16 protein-coding genes are annotated in these 22,770 nt (G+C 64.2%); 14 read left to right on the top strand and 2 right to left on the bottom strand.

Annotation, left to right across the window (positions count from 1 at the left end):
- The first annotated feature begins 116 nt into the window (after positions 1 to 116).
- The 5 genes from KZO83_RS02365 (at position 117) to etfB (ending at position 6,989) form a co-directional block, all read left to right on the top strand.
- Complete coding sequence (locus KZO83_RS02365; RefSeq protein ID WP_178997891.1) at positions 117 to 662, top strand: 4-vinyl reductase; 546 nt, start codon at positions 117 to 119, stop codon at positions 660 to 662.
- A gap of 10 nt (positions 663 to 672) precedes the next feature.
- Entirely contained in the window at positions 673 to 2,757 is a 2,085-nt protein-coding gene (gene dgcA, locus KZO83_RS02370) for an NADH:flavin oxidoreductase (RefSeq protein WP_247619612.1), read from the top strand.
- A 116-nt stretch (positions 2,758 to 2,873) separates the two neighbouring features.
- Complete coding sequence (locus KZO83_RS02375; RefSeq protein WP_247619613.1) at positions 2,874 to 4,931, top strand: (Fe-S)-binding protein; 2,058 nt, start codon at positions 2,874 to 2,876, stop codon at positions 4,929 to 4,931.
- Positions 4,928 to 6,196 (top strand): electron transfer flavoprotein subunit alpha, encoded by a 1,269-nt coding sequence (etfA, locus tag KZO83_RS02380; RefSeq protein WP_247619614.1) that lies wholly within the window; start codon positions 4,928 to 4,930, stop codon positions 6,194 to 6,196. Before KZO83_RS02375 ends, etfA begins: the two co-directional genes overlap by 4 nt.
- Positions 6,186 to 6,989 (top strand): electron transfer flavoprotein subunit beta, encoded by an 804-nt coding sequence (gene etfB, locus KZO83_RS02385; protein WP_247619615.1) that lies wholly within the window; start codon positions 6,186 to 6,188, stop codon positions 6,987 to 6,989. Before etfA ends, etfB begins: the two co-directional genes overlap by 11 nt.
- Before the next feature lie 57 nt (positions 6,990 to 7,046).
- On the opposite strand, the gene KZO83_RS02390 is transcribed toward etfB, so the two are convergent.
- Complete coding sequence (locus KZO83_RS02390) at positions 7,047 to 8,213, bottom strand: MFS transporter (protein ID WP_247619616.1); 1,167 nt, start codon at positions 8,211 to 8,213, stop codon at positions 7,047 to 7,049.
- Positions 8,214 to 8,484: 271 nt separating this feature from the next.
- Between KZO83_RS02390 and fdhA the strand changes: the two genes are divergently transcribed.
- The 9 genes from fdhA (at position 8,485) to KZO83_RS02435 (ending at position 21,187) form a co-directional block, all read left to right on the top strand.
- Positions 8,485 to 9,678, top strand: coding sequence for a formaldehyde dehydrogenase, glutathione-independent (gene fdhA / locus KZO83_RS02395; protein WP_247619617.1), 1,194 nt, complete (start codon positions 8,485 to 8,487; stop codon positions 9,676 to 9,678).
- A gap of 160 nt (positions 9,679 to 9,838) precedes the next feature.
- A complete protein-coding gene (locus tag KZO83_RS02400; RefSeq protein WP_247619618.1) occupies positions 9,839 to 11,557 on the top strand; it encodes an NAD(P)H-dependent oxidoreductase subunit E in 1,719 nt (572 codons plus the stop codon).
- 12 nt (positions 11,558 to 11,569) lie between these two features.
- Positions 11,570 to 14,431 carry a formate dehydrogenase subunit alpha gene (gene fdhF / locus KZO83_RS02405; RefSeq protein ID WP_247619619.1) on the top strand — a complete coding sequence of 954 codons (2,862 nt, stop codon included), beginning with the start codon at positions 11,570 to 11,572 and terminating at the stop codon, positions 14,429 to 14,431.
- Positions 14,432 to 14,570: 139 nt separating this feature from the next.
- On the top strand, positions 14,571 to 15,821 hold the full coding sequence (locus tag KZO83_RS02410) for a sarcosine oxidase subunit beta family protein (RefSeq protein WP_247619620.1): 1,251 nt from the start codon (positions 14,571 to 14,573) through the stop codon (positions 15,819 to 15,821).
- Between the two features lie 12 nt (positions 15,822 to 15,833).
- On the top strand, positions 15,834 to 16,226 hold the full coding sequence (locus tag KZO83_RS02415) for a sarcosine oxidase subunit delta (RefSeq protein WP_178997913.1): 393 nt from the start codon (positions 15,834 to 15,836) through the stop codon (positions 16,224 to 16,226).
- A complete protein-coding gene (locus KZO83_RS02420) occupies positions 16,223 to 19,282 on the top strand; it encodes a sarcosine oxidase subunit alpha family protein (RefSeq protein WP_247619621.1) in 3,060 nt (1,019 codons plus the stop codon). Before KZO83_RS02415 ends, KZO83_RS02420 begins: the two co-directional genes overlap by 4 nt.
- Positions 19,275 to 19,937, top strand: a complete 663-nt coding sequence (locus tag KZO83_RS02425) for a sarcosine oxidase subunit gamma (RefSeq protein WP_247619622.1) — start codon at positions 19,275 to 19,277, stop codon at positions 19,935 to 19,937. The genes KZO83_RS02420 and KZO83_RS02425 overlap by 8 nt, the downstream gene beginning before the upstream one ends.
- Entirely contained in the window at positions 19,924 to 20,790 is an 867-nt protein-coding gene (purU, locus tag KZO83_RS02430; RefSeq protein ID WP_247619623.1) for a formyltetrahydrofolate deformylase, read from the top strand. The genes KZO83_RS02425 and purU overlap by 14 nt, the downstream gene beginning before the upstream one ends.
- 154 nt (positions 20,791 to 20,944) lie before the next feature.
- Entirely contained in the window at positions 20,945 to 21,187 is a 243-nt protein-coding gene (locus tag KZO83_RS02435) for a hypothetical protein (RefSeq protein WP_178997921.1), read from the top strand.
- A gap of 135 nt (positions 21,188 to 21,322) precedes the next feature.
- On the opposite strand, the gene KZO83_RS02440 is transcribed toward KZO83_RS02435, so the two are convergent.
- Complete coding sequence (locus KZO83_RS02440; RefSeq protein ID WP_247619624.1) at positions 21,323 to 22,609, bottom strand: aromatic ring-hydroxylating oxygenase subunit alpha; 1,287 nt, start codon at positions 22,607 to 22,609, stop codon at positions 21,323 to 21,325.
- Between the last annotated feature and the right edge of the window lie 161 nt (positions 22,610 to 22,770).

Raw genomic sequence — 22,770 nt, forward strand, 5'->3', positions numbered from 1 at the left:
TCCAGGGATGGAATCGGTAGCGTACAAGGACGTATTCAGAGCGCCTCCTCGCAGGCCTACCGCTGGCAATCCCTGGTGAGAAACGTGCCAAGAACAACGATGCGAGGAATACGACCGTGACCAAGATGCCTCCCGAACTGCCCATCGAAGTGGATAGCGAGACCGGCGTGTGGACCACCGATGCGCTCCCCATGCTCTACGTGCCGCGCCATTTCTTCATCAACAATCACGTCGCCGTGGAGCAGGCGCTGGGCATCGAGACCTACGCCGAGATTCTCTACCAGGCCGGCTACAAGAGCGCCTGGCACTGGTGCGAGAAAGAAGCCGAATGCCATGGCCTGGAAGGCGTGGATGTCTTCGAACATTACATGAAGCGACTCTCGCAACGCGGCTGGGGGCGCTTCTTCACCGAGGCGTTCGATCTCGATACGGGTAGCGCCCGTGTACGCCTGGAAGACAGCGCCTTCGTCTATCAACAGGGCAAGGTCGGGCACAAGGTGGATTACATGTTCACCGGCTGGTTCGCCGGCGCGATGGATCAGATTCTCACTGCGCAAGGCAGTGAATTGCGCACCGTCGCCGAGCAGACCCAAAGCGCCGCTGAGCCAGGTTGCGATGTCGGTCGTTTCCAGGTCTCTCCCCGCTCCCAATCCGCCGGCTGAGGTTTCCACGATGGCATTCGACGCACTTTTTCAACCCATCGAGATCGGCAAGCTGACGATTCGCAATCGCGTGGTCAGCACCGCCCATGCCGAGGTTCATGCCACCGATGGCGGCATGACCACCGATCGTTACGTCAAATACTACGAAGAAAAAGCCAAGGGCGGCGTGGGTCTTTCTATCTGCGGCGGCTCGTCGCCGGTGTCGATCGACAGCCCACAGGCTTGGTGGAGTTCGGTGAACCTGGCCACCGATCGCATCATCCCGCACTTCCAGAACCTCTCGGGCGCCGTTCACAAGCACGGCGGCAAGATCATGATCCAGATCACCCACATGGGGCGTCGTTCGCGGTGGGACGGCCACGACTGGCCGGTGCTGCTGTCGCCCTCGGGGATTCGCGAGCCGGTGCATCGCTCGACCTGCAAGACCATCGAAGAAGAAGACATCTGGCGGATCATCGACGATTTCGCCCAGGGCGCGCGGCGTGCCAAGGAAGGCGGGCTGGACGGTGTCGAGCTTTCCGCCGTGCACCAGCATCTGATCGATCAATTCTGGAGCCCGCGCGTCAACAAGCGTACCGATGAATGGGGCGGTAGCTTCGAGGGCCGCATGCGCTTCGGCATGGAGGTGCTCAAGGCAGTACGCGCCGAGGTCGGCGACGACTTCGTGGTCGGCATGCGCATCTGTGGCGACGAGTTCCATCCCGATGGCCTGACCCACGACGACATGAAGGACATCGCCGCCTACTACGATGCCACCGGCCAGATCGACTTCTTCGGCGTGGTGGGCTCGGGCTGCGATACTCACGACACCCTGGCCAACGTGATTCCCAACATGTCCTACCCGCCGGAGCCGTTCCTGCACCTGGCGGCGGGTATCAAGGAAGTTGTCAGCGCGCCGGTGATCCACGCCCAGAACATCAAGGATCCCACCCAGGCCAACCGCATTCTCGAAGGCGGCTACGTCGACATGGTGGGCATGACGCGTGCGCACATCGCCGACCCGCACCTGATCGCCAAGGTCCAGATGGGGCAGACCGACCGGATCAAGCAGTGCGTGGGCGCCAATTACTGCATCGATCGCCAGTACCAGGGCCTCGACGTATTGTGCATCCAGAATGCGGCTACCTCTCGTGAGTACATGGGCCTGCCGCACGAGATCGAGAAAAGCACCGGTCCCCAGCGGCGTGTGGTCGTCGTAGGCGGCGGGCCGGGCGGTATGGAAGCGGCGCGGGTCGCCGCCGAGCGGGGACACTCGGTCACGTTGTTCGAAGGTGCCGAAGCATTGGGCGGACAGATCACACTGGCTGCCAAGGCGCCGCAGCGTGATCAAATCGCCGGCATTACACGCTGGTTTCAGCTCGAACTGACGCGGCTCAAGGTCGATATTCGTCTGGGCGTGCACGCCGATGGGGCGACGATCGACGACCTGCGCCCGGACATCGTCGTGCTCGCCACCGGCGGCCAGCCGTTTCTGACTCAGGTGCCGGAATGGGGATATGCGGAAGATCGCGACGAGAGCTTGGTCGTCAGTGCCTGGGATATCCTCGGCGGTGACGTGGCGCCGGGGCAGAACGTGCTGGTGTTCGATACCATCTGCGAATTCACCGGTGTCTCGGTGGCCGACTATCTGGCTGACAAAGGCGCCCAGGTGGAGATCGTCACCGACGATACCAAGCCGGGCAGCGCGGTCGGCGGCACGACCTTTCCCACCTATTACCGCAGCCTTTACGAGAAAGAGGTCATCATGACCTCGGATCTGGCGCTGCATAAGGTCTATCGAGAGGGCGATGCCCTGGTCGCGGTACTCGAGAACGAATACACCGGCGTCCAGGAAGAGCGCGTGGTCGATCAGGTCGTGGTCGAAAATGGCGTGCGCCCGAATGAGTCGCTTTACTACGCGCTCAAGGAACGCTCACGCAATCACGGTCAACTCGATCTCGAAGCGCTTTATGCCGCCGAGCCACAACCTAGCCTGGCAACGCTGGACGATGATGCACAGGCCGGCTTCCTGCTGTTCCGAGTGGGCGATTGTACGGCGCCGCGCAATACGCATGCGGCGATCTACGATGCCCTGCGGATCTGCAAGGACTTTTAACCCCTAGCTGGAAGCCTGAAGCCTGAAGCTTGAAGCTGGAAGGAAACCCTGCGCTTTTCGCCCTTTCTTTCAGCTTCCGGCTTTCAGCTTCCAGCTCGCCGATGAGGTGAGCCGACATGCTCGATATCCTCCTGCCGATCCTGCTCTTTTCCGCCCTTGCGCTGGCGGCGGTCGGTGCCGTGCGGCGCATTCGCCTGTGGCGTCAGGGGCGGCCATCGCCGGTGCCCGTGCTCCGCGGTCTGGCAGCCGTACCGCGCCGATATCTGGTCGACCTGCACCATGTAGTGGCGCGCGACAAGGTGATGTCCAATACCCACGTCGCCACCGCCGGTGGCTTCGTCGCCGCGATGGGGCTGGCGATCGTCGTCCATGGCCTGGGCCTCGGCTCTGGCTGGGTTAGCGGCGTCTTGGGCTGGTTGCTGCTGGCGGCGAGCGCGACGATGTTCGCAGGCAGCCTGTTCGTTGCCCGGCGTCGGCGCGATCCACCGGCGCGCCTGTCGAAGGGCCCCTGGATGCGTCTGCCCAAGAGTCTGATGGCGTTCTCGCTGGGCATCTTCGTGGTGACCCTGCCGGCGGTGGGCGTGCTGCCCGCCGACGCTGGTGGTTGGCTGGTCGCACTGGTGCTGGCCGCCGTGGTGACCTGGGGGCTGGCCGAGCTAGTGTTCGGCATGACTTGGGGTGGGCCGATGAAGCATGCCTTTGCCGGCGCCCTGCATCTGGCCTTTCACCGTCGTCCCGAACGCTTTTCCACGAAAAAAGGGAGCGGGGGCAATCGCTCCACCGGTCTCAAGGCTCTCGATCTCGAGGATGACCAGGCCCCGCTGGGTGTGGAAACGCCCAGCGACTTTACCTGGAACCAGTTGCTGGGCTTCGACGCCTGCGTGCAGTGCGGCCGTTGTGAAGCGGTCTGTCCGGCCTTCGCCGCGGGGCAGCCGCTCAATCCCAAGAAACTGATCCAGGACATGGTGGTGGGCATGGCCGGCGGCAGTGACGCCCATTACGCCGGTTCTCCCTACCCGTCACCCGAGCGCGGGGACCAGCCGGTCGGCGAGCATCATGGTACGCCCCATGGGCCGATCGTCGCGCCGGCTTCGACAAAAGACGGCAAGGCGCTGGTCGACGCCGAGACGCTGTGGTCCTGCACCACCTGCCGTGCCTGCGTCGAAGAGTGCCCGATGATGATCGAACACGTCGATGCCATCGTCGATATGCGCCGTCATCTGACGCTCGAAGAAGGCGCGACGCCTGGCAAGGGCGCCGAGGTGATCGACAACCTCATCGTCACCGACAATCCGGGCGGTTTCGATCCCGGTGGGCGGCTCAACTGGGCGGCGGATCTCGAACTGCCGTTGATGGCCGACGTCGAACGCGCCGAGGTGTTGTTGTGGTTGGGCGATGGCGTCTTCGATATGCGCAATCAGCGCACGCTGCGTGCCCTGGTCAAGGTACTGCGCGCCGCCGGCGTGGATTTCGCGGTGCTCGGCAATGAAGAGCGCGACAGTGGCGATGTGGCGCGCCGTCTCGGGGATGAGGCGACCTTCCAGTCGCTGGCGCGGCGCAATATCGCCACACTCGCCCAGTATCGCTTCGACTGTGTCGTTACCTGCGATCCGCACAGCTTCCACGTGCTCAAGAACGAATACGGTGCCTTCTATCCAGAAGGACAGGCATCTGACTATCCGGTCTGGCATCACAGCACCTTCATCAATCAGTTGATCGAGGCGGGTCGGTTGCGACTGGCGCCGGGCCAAGCGGCGCGCGTGACCTACCACGACCCCTGCTATCTGGGCCGCTACAACGGTGAATACGAAGCACCGCGCGCGGTGCTGCGCGCCCTTGGCGTGGAGCTGGTCGAGATGCAGCGTTCGGGCTATCGCTCGCGTTGCTGCGGCGGCGGTGGCGGGGCGCCCGTCACCGACATTCCCGGCAAGCAACGCATCCCCGACATGCGCATGGGGGACGTGCGCGAGACCCAGGCCGAGCAGGTGGTGGTGGGCTGCCCGCAATGTACGGCCATGTTCGAAGGTGTCGTTCCGCCAGCGGGCGACGAAGAGGTTGCAGTCAAGGACATTGCCGAGATGGTCGCCGCTGCGCTGGATACCACGCCGGTGTCGACATCATCTACGCCGCGTGATGCCTCGACCGCGCAGGCCACCGAGGAGGTCATGTCATGAGCGATCTACCGCGTCGCGATCCCCGCCAGGAGTGGATCGCCCGCAATCGTCTGCATCCGCGCCATGCTGAAGTTCTCCAGGAGATGGGCCGGGGCGCGGCCAGTGAATGGTGGGGCCCCGGCGGTCTCGTACGCAGGAATCCGCACGCAGTGGGATTCGTCGGCCCCAATGGCGTGAAGCGTATCGACCGCAGCGGTACGCAGCAGGGCGCGTGTGGCGGCGGCACGGCGACACCGATTGCCGAGCGCAAACCATTGGTCGAGATCGACGCACCCGCCTTCATGATTGCAGTGGTGCCGGATATGGCCGGCGGTCGCCTGAGCGGACATGACCGGGATCTATTCGGCCTGGCGCGCCAGCTCGCCGATGCCGATCCTGCGGCGCGAGGCGCGGTGGTGGCCGTGATTTTCGGTCCCCATAAGGAAGCGGACGTCGGTGAAGCGGGCATCGACCGCCTGCTGCATCTCGATTCACCGGAGGTTGCGGGCTATGCCCCCGAGGCACGCTTGGGAGCGCTGATCATGGCCGAGGAAACCTGGTCACCACGCCATTGGCTGCTGCCGGACTCCAAGCTGGGCGGCGGCGAGCTGGGACGGCGTTTGGCGGTGCGTCTCGGCGAGCGACCGGCGACGGGGGTTTGGCAGGTCGAAGCAGATGCCGAGGCGGCCACGGGGTGGCATTGCACAGCGCGGGGTGCGGCGGGGTCGCTCGACATTCGGCGCCCATTGCCGCGAATCGCCCTGGCCTTGGCCGAATGTGCCGAGCCGGTCAGCGAAACGCGTCACGCCGCTGTCGAACTGGCCCTGCCACAGCCATTGCCGTCGACCTTGTCGCGCATTCAGGATCTCGGTCAGGTGAGTGTCGACCCGTCAGGCGTGGCCCTGTCCGAGGCGGAGTTCATTCTCTCCGCCGGCAATGGCGTCAAGGATTGGCAAGGCTTCCATCATGCCGCCGAAGTATTGGGGGCCACTGAGGGGGCCTCACGCGTGGCGGTGGATGATGGTTTCATGGCCCGTGACCGTCAGGTGGGGGCCACCGGCACCTGGGTGACGGCAAGGGTCTATGTGGCCGTGGGCATCAGCGGCGCCATTCAGCATCTGCAGGGTATTCAAACCTGCGACAAGGTGGTGGCGATCAACATGGATCCCGGTTGCGACATGATCAAGCGTGCCGATCTCGCAGTGATCGGAGACTCGACGCAAATACTCGAGGCGTTGGTCACCCTGGTGGCACAGGCACGAGAGGAGAAACGCGATGCAGCCTGAATCCGCCATGACGCCAGGACTCGAAGTGACGGTGCTGGTCTCCGTCGGCCGCCATCCGCTGACGGGGAGAGCTCGGCGTGCCGACCAGGATGCCCGGGGTGTGGAGCTGGCGCGCTCCTTGGCGGATGCCCAGGTGCGTCTGCTGCATGCCGGCATGCGCGATGAAAGCAGCGAAGCGGCATTGCGCGGCTATCTGGGCATGGGCTTCACCGAATTATCGTTACTCGAGCAGTCCGAGGGCGCCGATGTATTGCCCGCGCTCGCCGAAGCCCTGGATGCGGCGTCGCCGCACTTAGTGATTACCGGTGAGCGTGCCGAACGGGGCGAAGGATCGGGCCTGTTGCCCTATCTGCTCGCCGAACGCCTTGGCTGGCCTCTGGTGAGTGGTCTGGCGGCGGTGGAAAGCGTCGAGGATGGCGTGGCGACCTTGCTACAGGCCCTGCCGCGGGGGCAGCGGCGGCGACTCAAGGTCCGTCTGCCGGTCATCGTCACCGTCGACGATGCGGCCCCTGCGCCGCGTCAGAGCGCCTACGGGCCGGCGCGGCGCGGCGCGTTCGAAGCGACGGCAGGGCCGGTGAGCGCTGACGATGAATGGGCCTCTTGGCACGTGCAACCCGCGCGCCCGCGTCCCAAGCGCTTAAAGATCGTCAAGGCCGCCTCGGCGCGGGACCGTTTCAAGGCCGCCGCCGCCAAGGCCGAAGGCGGCAGTGGGCAGGTACTGACGGATGTGACCCCGACGCAAGGCGCCGAGGCGATCCTGACGTTACTGCGTGAAGAAGACGTCCTGCGTTAAGGCACGATGTAAACGCCGGGCCAAGACCAGCCATGTGCTATGGCATTAGTTCTTGTTTTAAGCAGCATGGTCATGCTCGGGCAGGCCGCTGGCGAGAAAAATGCTGATCACACCGCCACCCAGGGCGATCCACAGCGGTGCGGCGGGCGCCCAAAGCGCGGCGACCGGTCCCAGCAGCATCACGCCGAGGGCCGCCAGCGCGTTGGCCAGGCCCAGCGCCATGCCCGACCCCAGTGAGCGGTTTTCGGGCAGGATGTCCTGGGCGATGAGGATGCCCAGCGGCAAGGTCGCGAACAGGCTGATGCCCAACACGCCGAGTATGATCCATAGCCAGATGCCTTCGGCCAACAGGAAAGCCGCCAGCATGATGACCGAGATGCTCATGGCGACGATCAACACCGGACGGCGGCCGAAACGATCGGAGAGCCGTCCGCCTCCCAGATTGCCGATCACGCCGACGACCAGCAGAACGGTGATGAAGCTGGCGCCGGTGGTCAGATCGCCCCCGCCTTGGGCCCACATCAGCGGTACATAGGTCACCACCGAGAGGATCATTAGCGAACGCAGGGCTGAAAAGGTCACCAACCGCGATAGCGGACCGGCATGCAGACGCCAGGCAATGGGTGTGGCATCCGCGGCGCGTGGCGGCAGACGCGGCGCCCAGTGCAGCATGAACGGCAGCGTAGCGAGCGCGGGCAATGCGAGTAGCCATAGGTAGCCCAGTCCCCATTGCACCACCACCCAGCTCGCCAGGGCTGGCCATACACCGCGCCCCACCTCACCGCCGACCATGAAGATCGACATCGCGGTCCCAGGGCGCTCGCCACCCAGACGACGAATGCCGGCCAGCGCCTGGGGATGGAAGAAGGCGTTGGAGATCCCGATCAGCATCAGGATGCCGAGCAAGGGCCAGAAGCCGGAGGCGAAGCCTATCAGGGCGCCGCCCAGCGACGAACCGGCGAGCCCCAGGGCGACCATGACGCGGCCACCGACCCGGTCGGCGAAAATCCCCACCAGCGGTTGCAGTGCCTGGCCCATCAGCAAGGCCGCCATGATCGTACCCGCCAGCGCCACCGATAGATTGAGCGAGATCAGAATCGCCGGCAGCACGCCCGGCAGGTAATTGGCGGCGCCGTCGTTGAGAAAGTGCGCCCAGCTCATGCCGGTCAGGCGAGCGGGGTAGGACGGGGAACGAGACGAGGCGGTGGCGGTCGAGGCCTCCATGGTGAGCTCCGGTGACGAGTGGGCGGTGGATACGCTTCTCGGGGTAGGGCGTATTTCGATCATTGCTTGAATAGCACGCCCCCGCAGCCGGAACAAGTCGCGCTTATGATAAGGCGGCGCACAATAAGCGGGGCTGCGATTGGCACGGCAATGTCTCTTTTGAGCATGGCGATGACTCGCTGGGAACAGTACGCGCCAGCAAGAGGGCTATGGTCGAAGAGTGGCGTTGACGCCACGACGCCTCTCACCACGAAACCAAAGGACAATAGCCATGAGTGCAGCCAACCGCGGCGTGATCTACATGGGCGCCGGCCATGTCGAGGTCCAATCGATCCCTTTTCCCGAGCTGGCGCTAGGCAATCGCAAATGCGAGCACGGCGTGATTCTCAAGGTCATCACCACCAACATCTGTGGCAGCGACCAGCACATGGTGCGCGGCCGCACCACAGCGCCGAGCGGCATGGTACTCGGGCATGAAATCACCGGCGAAGTCGTCGAGTGCGGACGCGACGTCGAGTTCATCGGCGTTGGCGATGTCGTCTCGGTGCCCTTCAACATCGCTTGCGGGCGTTGCCGCAACTGCAAGGAAGGCCAGACCGGCATCTGTCTCAACGTCAACCCCGCGCGTCCGGGCGCCGCGTATGGCTATGTCGACATGGGCGGCTGGGTCGGTGGCCAGACCGAGTACGTCATGGTGCCCTATGCGGACTTCAATCTGTTGAAGTTTCCCGACCGCGATATCGCCATGGACAAGATCCGCGATTTGACGTTGCTCTCCGACATCTTTCCCACCGGCTTCCACGGCTGTGCTACCGCCGGTGTCGGCCCCGGCAGCACCGTCTACATCGCTGGGGCAGGACCGGTCGGGCTGGCCGCGGCGGTCTCCGCCCAGTTGCTGGGCGCCGCCTGCGTCATCGTCGGCGACATGAACCCGCAGCGTCTCGATCAGGCCAAAAGCTTCGGCTGCGAAACCCTGGATCTGCGCCAAGATACGCCCATGCCCGACATGCTGGAGCCGATCCTCGGCGAACGCGAGGTGGACAGCGCCGTGGATGCGGTGGGCTTCGAGGCGCGTTGTCATGGGCACAACCATGCGCACGAGCAACCCGCCACGGTGCTCAATGCCTGCATGGACATCACCCGGGCCGGTGGTCAGATCGGAATTCCGGGGTTGTACGTCACCGAAGACCCCGGTGCCGAGAGCCAGGAAGCCCAGCATGGCAATCTCTCGATGCGCCTCGGGCAGGGTTGGGCCAAGTCTCATTCCTTCCATACCGGGCAGTGTCCGGTGATGAAGTATCACCGGCAGCTGATGCAGGCGATCCTGTTCGACAAGGTGAGCATCGCCGACGCGGTCAATGTCGAAGTCATCTCCCTGGACGAAGCGCCGCGCGGGTATGCGGACTTCGACGGCGGCGTGGCCAAGAAGTTCGTCATCGATCCGCACGGCAGCGTGGCCGCTTGAGCGGTGTGAATGGCCCCGGCACGAGACCGGGGCTAACCTGCAATCAGCCGCCTGTCTTAGAACAGGAGGGTCGATATCCGGGGAGCCGTTGTCCATAGCGGTGCGTTACGCCGGACAGCGCATTCCCGGGCAAGTGCCTACCGATAACAACGAGCACGCCATGACCGTCGAGACTCTCACTCCCAAGCGTCGCTTCCGCGGCAAGCTGCGCGGGCGCGACCTGCCCCCCGTTGCCCTGGCGGCGCTTCGCCAACTCCTCGGTGATGAACGCGAGGACGGTGAACGGCGACGCCGCGATCTCCTGATCGAGCATCTACATACCCTCCAGGATGCCCATGGATATCTATCGTTGGTGACGCTCCGAGCGCTGGCCGCCTACATGAATCTGCCCATGGCCGCGGTCTACGAGACGGCGACCTTTTACGCTCACTTCGATGTGGTCCATGACGATCAGTCGCCACCGCCCGAGGTGACGGTCCGGGTCTGCGATTCTCTTTCCTGCCGGCTGGCCGGTGCCGAGGCGCTCAAGGCAAAGCTGGCGGCCGGCGTCGATCCGGAAGCGGTCCGGGTGGTGCGAGCTCCTTGTATGGGGCGCTGCGACACCGCGCCGGTGGTGGAAGTGGGGCATCATCACGTGCGCTTCGCCACTCATGAAGGGGTGGCCTCGGTGATCGATACCGGTCATTACCATCCCGAGGCGATTCTCTGGCAGCGGCTGGTGGATTATCGCGCCGAGGGCGGCTATGCATTGCTCGCCGACTGCCACGCGGGGCGCGTCACGGTCGAGGCGTTGATGCAGGCGCTGGAAACAGCCAATCTGCGCGGCCTGGGCGGCGCCGGCTTCCCCACCTTCAAGAAATGGACCTTCGTGCGCCAGGAAGCGGGGCCGCGCTACTGTGCCATCAACGCCGACGAAGGCGAACCCGGCACCTTCAAGGACCGCGTCTATCTGGAACGCTCGCCGCACCGCTTCCTCGAGGGCGCCCTGGTCAGTGCCTGGGCGGTGGAAGCCGAGGCGCTCTACATTTACCTGCGCGACGAGTATCCGGGCCTGCACCGCGTATTGCGCGAGGCGATCGCCGAGCTCGAGGACGAGGGCCTGGTGGTGCCGGACTATATCGTGCTGCGGCGCGGTGCCGGTGCCTATATCTGCGGCGAGGAGTCGGCGATGATCGAGTCGCTGGAGGGCAAGCCCGGCAAGCCTCGCCATCGGCCGCCCTTCGTCGCCCAGAGAGGGTTGTTCGATCGTCCCACGCTGGTCAACAACGTGGAAACCGACTACTGGATCCCGCTGATCTGGCAGCGCGGTGCCGAGGCCTTCGCGCGCCAGGGCCGCCACGGTCGGGTGGGGCTGCGCAGCTTCTCGGTCTCCGGCCGGGTCAAGCACCCCGGCGTGCACTTGGCTCCGGCGGGCATCACCCTCGAGGAGTTGATCGAGGAATATTGCGGCGGCATGGCCGAGGGGCATCGCCTTGTTGCCTACCTGCCCGGCGGCGCCTCGGGCGGCATCCTGCCGGCGTCCAAGGCGAACGTGCCGCTGGACTTCGACACCCTGCAGGCGTACGGCTGCTTCATCGGCTCGGCGGCGGTGATCGTGCTGTCCGACCAGGACGATCTGCGTGCCGTCGCCACCAATCTGCTGGCCTTCTTCGCCGACGAGTCCTGCGGTCAGTGTACCCCTTGTCGGGTGGGCACCGAGAAGATGCTGACCCTGCTCGAGGGCGACGAATGGGATGCCGCGACCCTGACGCGCCTCTCGCAGGTGATGATGGATGCCTCCATCTGCGGCCTCGGGCAGGCAGCGCCCAATCCGGTGCTGGGGCTGCTCAAGGACTTCCGCGGTGAACTCGCCGCCCAGAACGTGATCGTCAAGGGATAAGGGAGACATGGCATGAGCAAGCAATGCTCGAACACAAGCTTCACCCTGACCCTGGACGGGGTGGCAGTAAGCGCCACTGCCGGGGAGACGCTCTGGCAGGTGGCCAAGCGTGCCGGCGAGAGCATTCCTCACCTGTGCTTCAAGGATGCCAGTGGCTACCGCGCCGACGGCAATTGCCGCGCCTGCATGGTGGAGATCGAGGGCGAGCGTGCCCTGGCCGCCAGTTGCCTGCGCGAGGCCGCCCCCGGCATGGTGGTCAAGAGCGCCAGTTCAGAGCGGGCCCGCACGGCGCGGGAAGGCGTCATGGAGCTGCTGCTGGTCGACCAGCCGGTGCGTGACGACAGTCCCGACCGTTCCAGCCACTTCTGGGCCATGGCCGATCAACTGGCCATCGATGCCACGGGGGTGCGCCGACGGCTACCGGCGCGGGCCGAGAGAGAGGCGACCACCGTGCACCATGTGCACCTTCCCGAGCATTCGCGGCGCGCCTCGTCGACCCGTGACGCCAGCCATTCGGCCATGAACGTCAACCTCGACGCCTGCATCGAGTGCAATCTCTGCGTGCGTGCCTGTCGCGAGGTCCAGGGCAATGACGTCATCGGCATGGCGCATCGCGGCGCGGCTTCCAAGATCGTCTTCGATTTCGACGACCCCATGGGCGATAGCACCTGCGTGGCCTGCGGCGAGTGCGTTCAGGCCTGCCCGACCGGGGCACTGATGCCGGCGACCCTAGTCGACGAAGCGGGGCGCGGCGATTCCCGGGTGGCCGACCGCAGCGTCGATTCCGTCTGCCCCTACTGCGGCGTGGGCTGCCAGCTCACCTACCATGTCAAGGACGACGCGATTCTCTTCGTCGAAGGGCGCGAGGGCCCTTCCAACCAGAACCGGTTATGCGTCAAGGGCCGCTTCGGCTTCGATTATCCGCGGCACCCGTCACGCTTGACCACGCCACTGATCCGCAAACCGGGGGTGCTCAAGGGGCTCGATCCCGATTTCGATCCGGCTCAGCCACTGACCCATTTCGTCGAAGCGAGCTGGGAAGAAGCGCTGGAGCTTGCCGCCGGCGGACTCGCCGACCTCAAGGCAGCGTACGGTCCCGATGCCCTGGCTGGCTTCGGCAGCGCCAAATGCTCCAACGAAGAAGCCTGGCTGTTTCAGAAGCTGGTACGCACCGGTTTCGGCTCCAACAATGTCGACCATTGCACCCGGCTGTGCCATGCCAGTTCGGTGGCGGCACTGATGGAATGCATCGGCTCGGGCGCGGTGACCGCCTCCTTCATGCAGGCGCTTGAGGCCGATGTCGTGATCCTCACCGGCTGCAATCCGACGATCAACCATCCCGTGGCGGCCACCTACTTCAAGCAGGCGGCCAGAAACGGCACCAAACTGATCGTCCTCGACCCACGCGGCCAGGCACTGGATGCCTACGCGCATCGGAGCGTGCGTTTCACGCCCGGCGGCGATGTCTCGCTCTACAACGCCATGCTCAACGTCATCATCAGTGAGGCGCTCTATGACCAGGCCTATATCGATGCCCACACCGAGGGCTTCGAGGCACTCAAGGCCCATGTGCGTGACATGACGCCCGAAGCGATGTCGCCCGCCTGCGGCGTCGAGCCCGAGCTGATTCGCGAGCTTGCACGGCTGTATGCCCAGGCCGAGCGGGCGATGATCTTCTGGGGCATGGGCATTTCCCAGCACGTGCATGGCACCGACAACGCCCGCTGCCTGATCTCGCTGGCGCTGGCCTGTGGCCAGACCGGCCGTCCCGGCACCGGCCTGCATCCGCTGCGTGGCCAGAACAACGTCCAGGGCGCCTCCGATGCTGGCCTGATTCCCATGGTGCTGCCCGACTATCAACCGGTGGGTGACGCCCAGATGCGCAGTGCCTTCGAGGAACTGTGGAACTCGCCGCTGGATGCGACGCCTGGGCTCACGGTGGTGGAGATCATGAATGCCATCGCTGCCGGTACCATCAAGGGGATGTACATCCTCGGCGAGAATCCCGTGATGTCCGACCCGGACCTCGATCACGCCCGAGAAGCACTGGCCAAGCTCGAGCATCTGGTAGTGCAGGACCTGTTCGTCACCGAGACCGCGCAGTTCGCCGATGTGATCCTGCCGGCCTCGAGCTGGCCAGAAAAGGACGGCAGCGTGACCAACACCAACCGTCAGGTGCAGCTCGGTCGCGCTGCGGTGCCGCTACCCGGTGAGGCGAAGCCCGACTGGTGGATCATCCAGCAGCTCGCCAATCGCCTGGGCCTGGACTGGCATTACACGCACCCGCGCGAGGTGTTCGACGAGATGAAGCAGGGCATGGCGTCGCTCGATCACATTTCGTGGGCCCGTCTGGAACGCGAGAGCTCGGTGACCTATCCCTGCCCGGCCGAGGACGCCCCCGGCGCTGACGTAGTGTTTTCCGACGCCTTCCCCACCGCGAGCGGGCGAGCGACGTTCACACCGACCCGGCCACTGCCACCGGATGAACCCATCGATGATGACTATCCCACGGTGTTGATCACTGGGCGCCAACTGGAACATTGGCACACCGGCTCCATGACCCGGCGTACTCGGGTACTCGATGATCTCGAGCCCGAGGCGGTGGCCAGCCTCGCGCCGTCGGAATTGGGGCGCCTGGGGCTGTCGCCGGGCGAGGCGGTCACCATCGCCACTCGGCGTGGCAGCATCACCCTGAAGACGCGCGCCGATCCCTTGATGCAGCCAGGCATGGTGTTCGTGCCGTTCTGCTATCTGGAGGCGGCGGCCAATATCCTGACCAATCCGGCGCTCGATCCGTTCGGCAAGATTCCCGAGTTCAAGTACGCCGCCAGTCGGTTGCATCGCGCCGAGGTGGCGACGGCGCTCGACGGCTGATCCGGGGGCGTGTCGCAAACGCATCCGGCCGTGACGCTTGCAAGTACCCCGTGCCAGGAGGGACGGGGCTACCATCGCGTCATACACAGACACGTCGCCGTGCCATGACAGCGCACGGGGATCGCGCAGGAGAGGTGCCATGCAACGTTATTCAGGCTTCGGCCTCGTCAAGCACGCGTTACGCCACCACGAGGATTGGCAACGCCAATGGCGCAATCCCACGCCCAAGCCGGGGTACGACGTGATCATCGTCGGCGGCGGCGGCCACGGTCTGGCCACGGCGTACTATCTGGCCAAGGAGCACGGCATCACCAATGTCGCGGTGCTCGAAAAAGGCTGGTTGGGCGGTGGCAATACCGCGCGTAACACCACCATCGTGCGTTCCAACTACCTGTGGGATGAGTCGGCGGCACTCTACGAGCATGCCATGAAGCATTGGGAGGGGCTGTCCCAGGAGCTCAATTACAACGTCATGTTCTCCCAGCGTGGGGTGCTCAACCTGGGTCATACGCTTCAGGACATGCGTGACATTCAGCGCCGGGTCAATGCCAACCGCCTCAACGGTATCGACGGTGAAGTGCTCGACGCCGAAGGCGTTCAGTCGCTGGTGCCGATCATGGACTGCTCGAAGCGTGCTCGATATCCGGTCATGGGCGCTTCCTGGCAACCACGCGCCGGGGTGGCGCGTCACGATGCCGTGGCCTGGGGCTATGCCCGCGCCGCCGACGCGTTGGGCGTCGATCTGCTGCAGAACACCGAGGTCACCGGCTTCAAGATTCGCGACGGCCAGATTCAGGGCGTGCATACCAATCGCGGCGATATCGAGTCCAAGACCGTGGGCTGTGTGACGGCGGGCAATTCCAGCGTGTTGGCCGGCATGGCCGGTCTCAATCTGCCGCTGGAATCGCATCCGCTACAGGCGCTGGTATCCGAGCCGCTCAAGCCGGTGTTGGACACCGTGGTGATGTCCAATCACGTGCACGGTTATATCAGCCAGTCGGACAAGGGCGATCTGGTCATCGGTGCGGGCATCGACGGCTACAACGGCTACGGCCAGCGGGGCAGCTATCCCACCGTCGAGCACACCTTGCAGGCCATCGTCGAGATGTTCCCGATCTTCTCCCGGGTGCGCATGAACCGTCAGTGGGGTGGCATCGTCGATACCTGTCCGGATGCCTGTCCGATCCTCTCCAAGACCAAGGTCAAGGGGCTCTACTTCAATTGCGGCTGGGGGACGGGCGGCTTCAAGGCGACGCCGGGCTCGGGGCATGTCTTCGCGGCCAGTCTGGCCAAGGGCGAGATGCATCCCATCGCCGCGCCGTTTTCCATCGACCGCTTCCACAGCGGGGCGTTGATCGACGAGCACGGCGCCGCTGGCGTCGCGCACTAAGGGAGAGCCACCATGTTCCATATTTACTGCCCCTATTGCGAAGAATTGCGCGAAGAAGAGGAATTCCACCCCAAGGGCCAGGCGCACATCGCTCGTCCCGAGGAGCCGGACGCCTGCAGCGATGAGGAGTGGGGCGATTATCTGTTCTTCCGCGACAACCCGCGCGGCATCCATCACGAGATGTGGCTGCACGCGGTGGGTTGTCGCAAGTTCTTCAATATCACGCGCAATACCGTGAGTTACGAGATCCTCGAAACCTACAGAATGGGCGAGCAGCCGACGGTGGGCGCCGAGCATCTGGCGCGTGAAGAAAAAACCGCGAGCGTGCAGGCTGCCGAGGGCGGCCAGCAGACCGTGGGTGCCAGTGACGCCGCCCTGGCGTCGGTCAAGGGAGCACAGGCATGAGCCAGACAGCATCACAGTCCAACCGCCTGGCGCAAGGCGGCCAGGTCGACCGCACGCAGACGTTGACCTTTACCTTCAATGGCCGCTCATATACCGGCCATCCCGGCGATACTCTGGCCTCGGCCTTGCTGGCCAATGGCGTGGACCTGGTCAATCGCAGCTTCAAGTACTCGCGCCCGCGCGGCATCGTCGCCGCCGGTGCGGAAGAACCCAATGCGGTGGTTCAATTGGGCGCCACGGAGGCGACCCAGGTACCCAACGTGCGCGCTACCCAGCAGGCGCTTTACGACGGTCTCGTCGCGTGCAGCACCAACGGTTGGCCCGACGCGCAGCGCGACATCATGCGCTGGGTCGGCAAGCTGGGCAGCCCGTTCATGCCGCCGGGGTTCTATTACAAGACCTTCATGGCACCGGCCTCGATGTGGATGACCTACGAAAAATACATCCGCAAGACGGCCGGTCTGGGGCGCAGCCCGACACAGCCCGATCCGGATATCTACGACCACATGCATCGGCATTGTGATCTGCTCGTCGTCGGCGCTGGCCCTGCAGGCTTGAGCGCGGCGCTGGCGGCGGCACGTGCCGGGGCTCGGGTAATCCTCGCTGACGAACAAGAGACGATGGGTGGCTCGCTGCTCGATACGCGCGAGACGCTGGACGATCAACCCGCCGCTCAATGGCTGAAGACGACATTGGCGGCGCTGGCGGAACACGACAACGTCACCTTGCTGCCGCGTACCACCGCGCATGGTTATCACGATCATCATTTCGTGACGCTTCACGAACGCCGCACCGAGCACCTGGGCGATAGTGCGCCGTCTCAGGACGGTCATCGCCAGGCGCGCTCGCGGCTGCACCGGGTACGTGCCGGCCAGGTAATCCTGGCGACCGGCGCACATGAGCGCCCGCTGGTGTATGCCAACAACGATGTCCCCGGCAACCTGCTGGCTGGAGCGGTATCGACCTACATTCGCCGCTACGTCGTGGTGCCCGGCCAGAAGCTGGTGCTCTCCACCAGCAACGATCACGCGTACCGCGCCGCATTGGATTGGCAGGAGGCTGGACGTGAGGTAGCGGCTATCGTCGATGCTCGTCCCGCGCCCCAGGGCGATCTCGTAACGCAGGCCAAGGCGGCGGGCATCCGTGTCATCACCGGCAGCGCGGTGATCGAGGCCAAAGGGGCGCAGCGCGTCTCAGCGGCACGCGTGGCGGCCATCGACGTGGACACCTTCACGGTCACCGGAAAAGTCGAGACGCTCGAGTGCGACACCATCGCCAGCTCCGGCGGCTACAGCCCGGTGATCCACTTGGCCTCGCATACCGGCGCGCGTCCGGTATGGAGCGATGACATCATCGGTTTCGTGCCGACCACCGTGGCGGGCGTCACGGCGACGGGCGGTGCCCATGGCGTCTATCCGCTGGGCGAGGTGTTGGCGGACGGCGTCGAGGCCGGCGTTAACGCAGCGACGGCGCTGGGATTCGACGCCACCGTGAACGACGCGGACCTGCCACATGTCGAGCCGCGCCATGAAGGCCCGGCCTGCGCGCTATTCCAGGTGCCGCATGAGAAAACCACGCTGCGTGCGCCCAAGCAGTTCGTCGATCTGCAGAATGACGTTACCGCCGGCGCCATCGAGGTGGCAACGCTCGAAGGGTTCGAATCCATCGAGCACGTCAAGCGCTACACCGCCATGGGCTTCGGTACCGACCAGGGCAAGCTGGGTAATATCAATGGTATGGCGGTCGCCGCACGCTGCCTGGGGCAGAGCATTCCCGAAACCGGCACTACGGTATTCAGGCCCAACTACACGCCAGTGACCTTCGGTGCCGTGGTCGGACGCCACTGCCGCGAGCTCTTCGATCCCGAGCGCTACACGCCGATGCAGGCCTGGCACGTCGCTCAGGGCGCCGAATTCGAAGACGTCGGGCAGTGGAAGCGTCCTTGGTACTATCCTCGCAAACGTACCGACGGCGGGATCGAGAGCATGGCGGAGGCCGTGGCGCGCGAGTGCCGTGCGGTTCGTGAGGGTGTGGGCATTCTCGATGCCTCGACGCTGGGTAAGATCGATATTCAGGGGGCGGATGCCCGCGAGTTCCTGGGTCGCATCTACACCAACAAGTGGCAGAAGTTGGCGCCTGGTCGCGTGCGCTACGGACTGATGTGCGGCGACGACGGCATGGTGATGGATGACGGCACCACCAGCTGTCTGGCCGAGAATCACTTTTTGATGACCACCACCACCGGCAACGCCGCGCCGGTGCTGGAATGGCTCGAACTCTGGCACCAGACCGAATGGCCGGAACTCGAGGTGTATTTCAACTCGGTTACCGACCACTGGGCGACGATGACCGTGACCGGCCCCGAGGCGCGCAAGCTGCTCACTGACTTGACCGACATCGATCTCGACCGCGAGGCGTTCAAGTTCATGGACTGGCGCGAGGGGCATGTGGCCGGTGTTCCCGCGCGGGTGTTCCGGATCTCCTTCACCGGGGAGTTGGCCTTCGAGATCAACGTCCAGGCGCACTACGCCATGCACGTCTGGGAAGCGTTATTCGCGCACGGCGACAAGTACAACCTGACGCCTTACGGCACCGAGACGATGCATGTGTTGCGTGCCGAGAAGGGCTTCATCATCGTCGGCCAGGATACCGATGGATCGGTGACGCCCGAGGATCTCGGCATGCACTGGGCCATCGGCTATGACAAGCCGTTCCCGTGGGTCGGCAAGCGGGCGCTGACGCGTTCCGATACGCGCCGCGAGGGACGCAAGCATCTCGTCGGTCTCAAACCCAAGGACGCGAGCGTGGTGCTGGAGGAGGGCGCGCCGATCGTCTTCGATCCGAAACACGCCATCCCCATGCCCATGGCTGGCCACGTGACCTCGAGCTACTACAGCCCGACGCTGGAAAGCGGCTTTGCCCTGGCGGTGGTCAAGGGCGGCCACCAGCGCATGGGGGAGAGCGTCTACTTGCCCATGGCCGATGGTCGTGTGCATGAAGCCGAAATCGTCGGCACCCAATTCGTCGATCCCAAGGGAGAGCGCCAGCATGTCTAACTCGGTCCATGTCTACGATGCCCGCGCCGATCACGCTACCGTCACGGCCGAGTCGCCGTTGGCGTACTCCTTCCAACGCAGCGGCATGCCCGCGCCTGGAGAGGAAGGCCGTGCAGTGGTTAGCGAGCGAGCGTTTCTGGGGCATCTCATCCTGCGCGGCGGTGCCATCGTCCTCGATGAAGCGTTACGGGAGGTGCTCGGCATTGGTCTGCCTGGGCGCCCTAATTCGCTCACCGTCGACGCCGATGGCCAGCGCTCCGTGCAATGGTTGTCGCCCGACGAATGGCTGCTGATCGTGCCCGGTGACGAGATCTTCGGCCTCGAAACACGGCTGCGCGCGCATCTCGGCGGGTCGCATGTCGCCATCGTCGACGTCAGCGCGGGACAGACGCTGATCGAACTCTCCGGGGAGGCGGCGCATGAAGTCCTGATGAAATCGACGGTCTATGATGTCGACCCGCATGCGTTCACGGTAGGCAAGGGCGTGACCACGCTCTTCGCCAAGACCAACGTGATCCTGCGTCGCCCGGACGAGGCGCGCTGGGAACTCATCGTGCGGCGCAGTTTCGCCGACTACGTGTATCGCTGGTTACTGGATGCGGGGGAAGAATATGGCATCGGTGTCGCTCGAGAAAGCCGCCATGAGCCGCAGTAACGATACATGGATCCTCGCCGCGCAGTGCCCCAGCCGCTTGGGCACCGTGGATGTTGTGACGCGTTTCCTCAAGGAGCGCGATTGCTACATCACCGAACAGCAGTCATTCGACGATCGCCTGGGCGAGCGGTTCTTCATCCGTACCGAATTTCGGCCCCTGGCCGCCGATTTCGACCCCGAAGCCTTCCAGGCCGACTTCGCGACCCGGGCCCTCGAGTTCGAGATGGATTTCGAACTGACCCCGCCCGAGCGTCGCACCCCGGTGGTGATCATGGTCTCCAAGGCCGATCATTGCCTTCATGACCTGTTGTATCGCTACCGCACCGGGCAGTTGCCGTTGGATATTCGTGCGGTGATCTCCAATCATCCCGATCTCGAATCCTTGGTAACCGGGCACGGGTTGGCATATCACCATTTTCCGATCACGCCCGAGACCAAGGCGGCGCAGGAAGCCCGCGTTCTCGAGGTGATCGAGTCCACCGGCGCCGAATTGGTGATCCTGGCGCGTTACATGCAGGTACTTTCCAGTGAGATGTGCGCGCGCCTCAGCGGGCGCGCGATCAACATCCATCATTCGCTATTGCCGGGGTTCAAGGGCGCCAAGCCGTATCACCAGGCCTATGAAAAAGGCGTCAAGCTGGTCGGCGCCACCGCGCACTACATCAACGACGATCTCGACGAAGGCCCCATTATCACCCAGGGAGTGGAATCGGTCAGTCATGCCGACTATCCCGAGGACTTAGTGGCCAAGGGCAGAGATATCGAATGCTTGACCCTGGCGCGGGCGGTATCGCTTCATCTGGAGCGCAGGGTGTTTCTGCATTCCAAGCGCACCGTGGTGTTCACACGTTGACGATGCGGGAGCGGGCATTTTGCCACCGCTCTCCTAAACTTCGGGTAACGCCTCTGGCGACAGGCGTTCACGATAGCCACCATCCACAATAACGACCATCGCAGCCGTGACCGGGGACACCGGTCGGCGCACCGTCACTCGAGGAGGGGAAGACATGATGCTCGCGGATTTGATCGACGGCGATGACTTTCGTCAACGCCTACAAGCGCTGGGCGTACGCATTCCCGATGGTGCTTGCCCCGAAACCTGTGCTCGCATGGCCGCATGCAAGTACAACGAAGTCGGCGTGGAAGGATTGCCCGAGGCCATTCACGACATGATGCAGCACAGCGATGAAATGCTGCCCTCGGTACGCCAAGCGATCGACACCCATTTGCTGCCTCGCCTGCGGGCTTAGGTAAATTCTCGCTCGGGACACTTGGCCTGGTGACAGTTGGCAAAGCACAAAGGTGAAACGTGAATGCCCCACCGCGCTGCATGATATGCATCGCGCGGTGGGGCATTTATCGGATGGGCACTGCCCGATGGACGTTCAGCCCCGCACGACCTGCAACGAAGGTGTCTCCGATTCCAGGTACGAGAGTAGGGTTTCGCTGTACCAGTCGACGAAGTCGATCACGCCGAATTCATAGGTTTCGGAGTAGGGGCCGGGCTGGTAGGCGATGGAGTTGATGCCGCGCTGATTCTCCTCGGCCAGTTGCCGGTCCTGATCGTTGGTGGCGTCCCATACCTTGCGTAGCCATTGCGGGTCGTAATCGACGCCTTCCTGGGCGTCCCGGCGGACGAGCCACTTGGTGGTTACCAGGGTCTGTTGCGGACCCAGCGGCAGCACGCGGAAGACCACGGCATGATCGCCCATGAAATGGTTCCAGGAATTGGGCAGGTGCAAAATGCGCAGCGAACCCAGATCGGGGCTCGTGAGGCTTCCCATCAGTTTCCCGCAGCCGGGCTTGCCGTCCATGGTCATCGACATGACGCCGTCGATCATAGGCGTGCGGGTCAGACGGTTGCGCTTGCCGAAGTGCTTGAGCGCCCAGGGCACCTGTAGGCGTTCCCAGTGGGCCTGCTGGCGGGCGACAAGGTCGCGGTAGGCGGGCGTAGCGCGCGGGTCGTCGGTGTCGTCGAACTCGATAAGCGAGTTGAGCAGCTCCGGATGGGCACCGTTGCAGTGATAACACTCGCGGTTGTTCTCGAGGACCAGCTTCCAGTTGGCCTGCTCGACGATGTTCGATTCCGCCGCGACTTTGACGTTATCCATCTCGTAAGGCGCCAGGTACTCATCCAGTGTCGCCAGAAAGTCGTCGATGGCCGGCGGCTGCTCGGCGAGACTAATGAAGATGAAGCCCCCGGCGCTCTTCACTGCCACCGGCTTGAGGCCGTGGGCGGAAAGATCGAAGTCCTCGCCCATGTCTTGTCCGGCGAACAGCAGGCGGCCGTCGAGTTCGTAGGTCCATTGATGATAGGGGCAGACCAGCTTGGCGACCTTGCCTTTCTCCTGCGTGCACAGTCGCGATCCACGGTGGCGGCAGACGTTGTGGAAGGCATGCAGCGTACCCTGATCGCCGCGCACCACGATGATGGGGTTATCGCCGATCTGTGCGGTCAGGTAATTGCCCTTGGCGGGTAGCTCGCAGGTCATGCCGACGAACAGCCACTCATGGGTGAAGATTTCTTGCATATCCAGCGCGAACACGCGCGGGTCATTATAGAAGGGTTGCGGCAGCGAATACGTGCGCCGACGCTGGCGAAGCATGTCGGCGGTCGCGTCACGCGCGGCGGCCAAGGGATCGTCGAGTGCGGATGTAGCGATCAGATCCATGAAGGCATCCTCTTCGTGCGCCGTGTCGGGTAACGGATGGCGCCATGACATTGAGTGAGTGTGCGTGAGAGGCGTGAGTGACACGAAGTGTGGCGTATCGCCATCAGTGGGGATTGTCTGCCCGCGACATTGGCCGATGCCGTGACGACGTCAGTTGGCGA

The organism is Chromohalobacter moromii, assembly GCF_023091865.1.
GTDB classification, from domain to species: Bacteria; Pseudomonadota; Gammaproteobacteria; order Pseudomonadales; family Halomonadaceae; genus Chromohalobacter; species Chromohalobacter moromii.

Bases quoted from the DNA above. Each gene is read 5' to 3' on its own strand.
- dgcA (WP_247619612.1), top strand. From the start codon at position 673: ATGGCATTCGACGCACTTTTTCAACCCATCGAGATCGGCAAGCTGACG.
- KZO83_RS02375 (WP_247619613.1), top strand. From the start codon at position 2,874: ATGCTCGATATCCTCCTGCCGATCCTGCTCTTTTCCGCCCTTGCGCTG.
- etfA (WP_247619614.1), top strand. From the start codon at position 4,928: ATGAGCGATCTACCGCGTCGCGATCCCCGCCAGGAGTGGATCGCCCGC.
- etfB (WP_247619615.1), top strand. From the start codon at position 6,186: ATGCAGCCTGAATCCGCCATGACGCCAGGACTCGAAGTGACGGTGCTG.
- KZO83_RS02390 (WP_247619616.1), bottom strand. From the start codon at position 8,213: ATGGAGGCCTCGACCGCCACCGCCTCGTCTCGTTCCCCGTCCTACCCC.
- fdhA (WP_247619617.1), top strand. From the start codon at position 8,485: ATGAGTGCAGCCAACCGCGGCGTGATCTACATGGGCGCCGGCCATGTC.
- KZO83_RS02400 (WP_247619618.1), top strand. From the start codon at position 9,839: ATGACCGTCGAGACTCTCACTCCCAAGCGTCGCTTCCGCGGCAAGCTG.
- fdhF (WP_247619619.1), top strand. From the start codon at position 11,570: ATGAGCAAGCAATGCTCGAACACAAGCTTCACCCTGACCCTGGACGGG.
- KZO83_RS02410 (WP_247619620.1), top strand. From the start codon at position 14,571: ATGCAACGTTATTCAGGCTTCGGCCTCGTCAAGCACGCGTTACGCCAC.
- KZO83_RS02415 (WP_178997913.1), top strand. From the start codon at position 15,834: ATGTTCCATATTTACTGCCCCTATTGCGAAGAATTGCGCGAAGAAGAG.
- KZO83_RS02420 (WP_247619621.1), top strand. From the start codon at position 16,223: ATGAGCCAGACAGCATCACAGTCCAACCGCCTGGCGCAAGGCGGCCAG.
- KZO83_RS02425 (WP_247619622.1), top strand. From the start codon at position 19,275: ATGTCTAACTCGGTCCATGTCTACGATGCCCGCGCCGATCACGCTACC.
- purU (WP_247619623.1), top strand. From the start codon at position 19,924: ATGAGCCGCAGTAACGATACATGGATCCTCGCCGCGCAGTGCCCCAGC.
- KZO83_RS02435 (WP_178997921.1), top strand. From the start codon at position 20,945: ATGATGCTCGCGGATTTGATCGACGGCGATGACTTTCGTCAACGCCTA.
- KZO83_RS02440 (WP_247619624.1), bottom strand. From the start codon at position 22,609: ATGGATCTGATCGCTACATCCGCACTCGACGATCCCTTGGCCGCCGCG.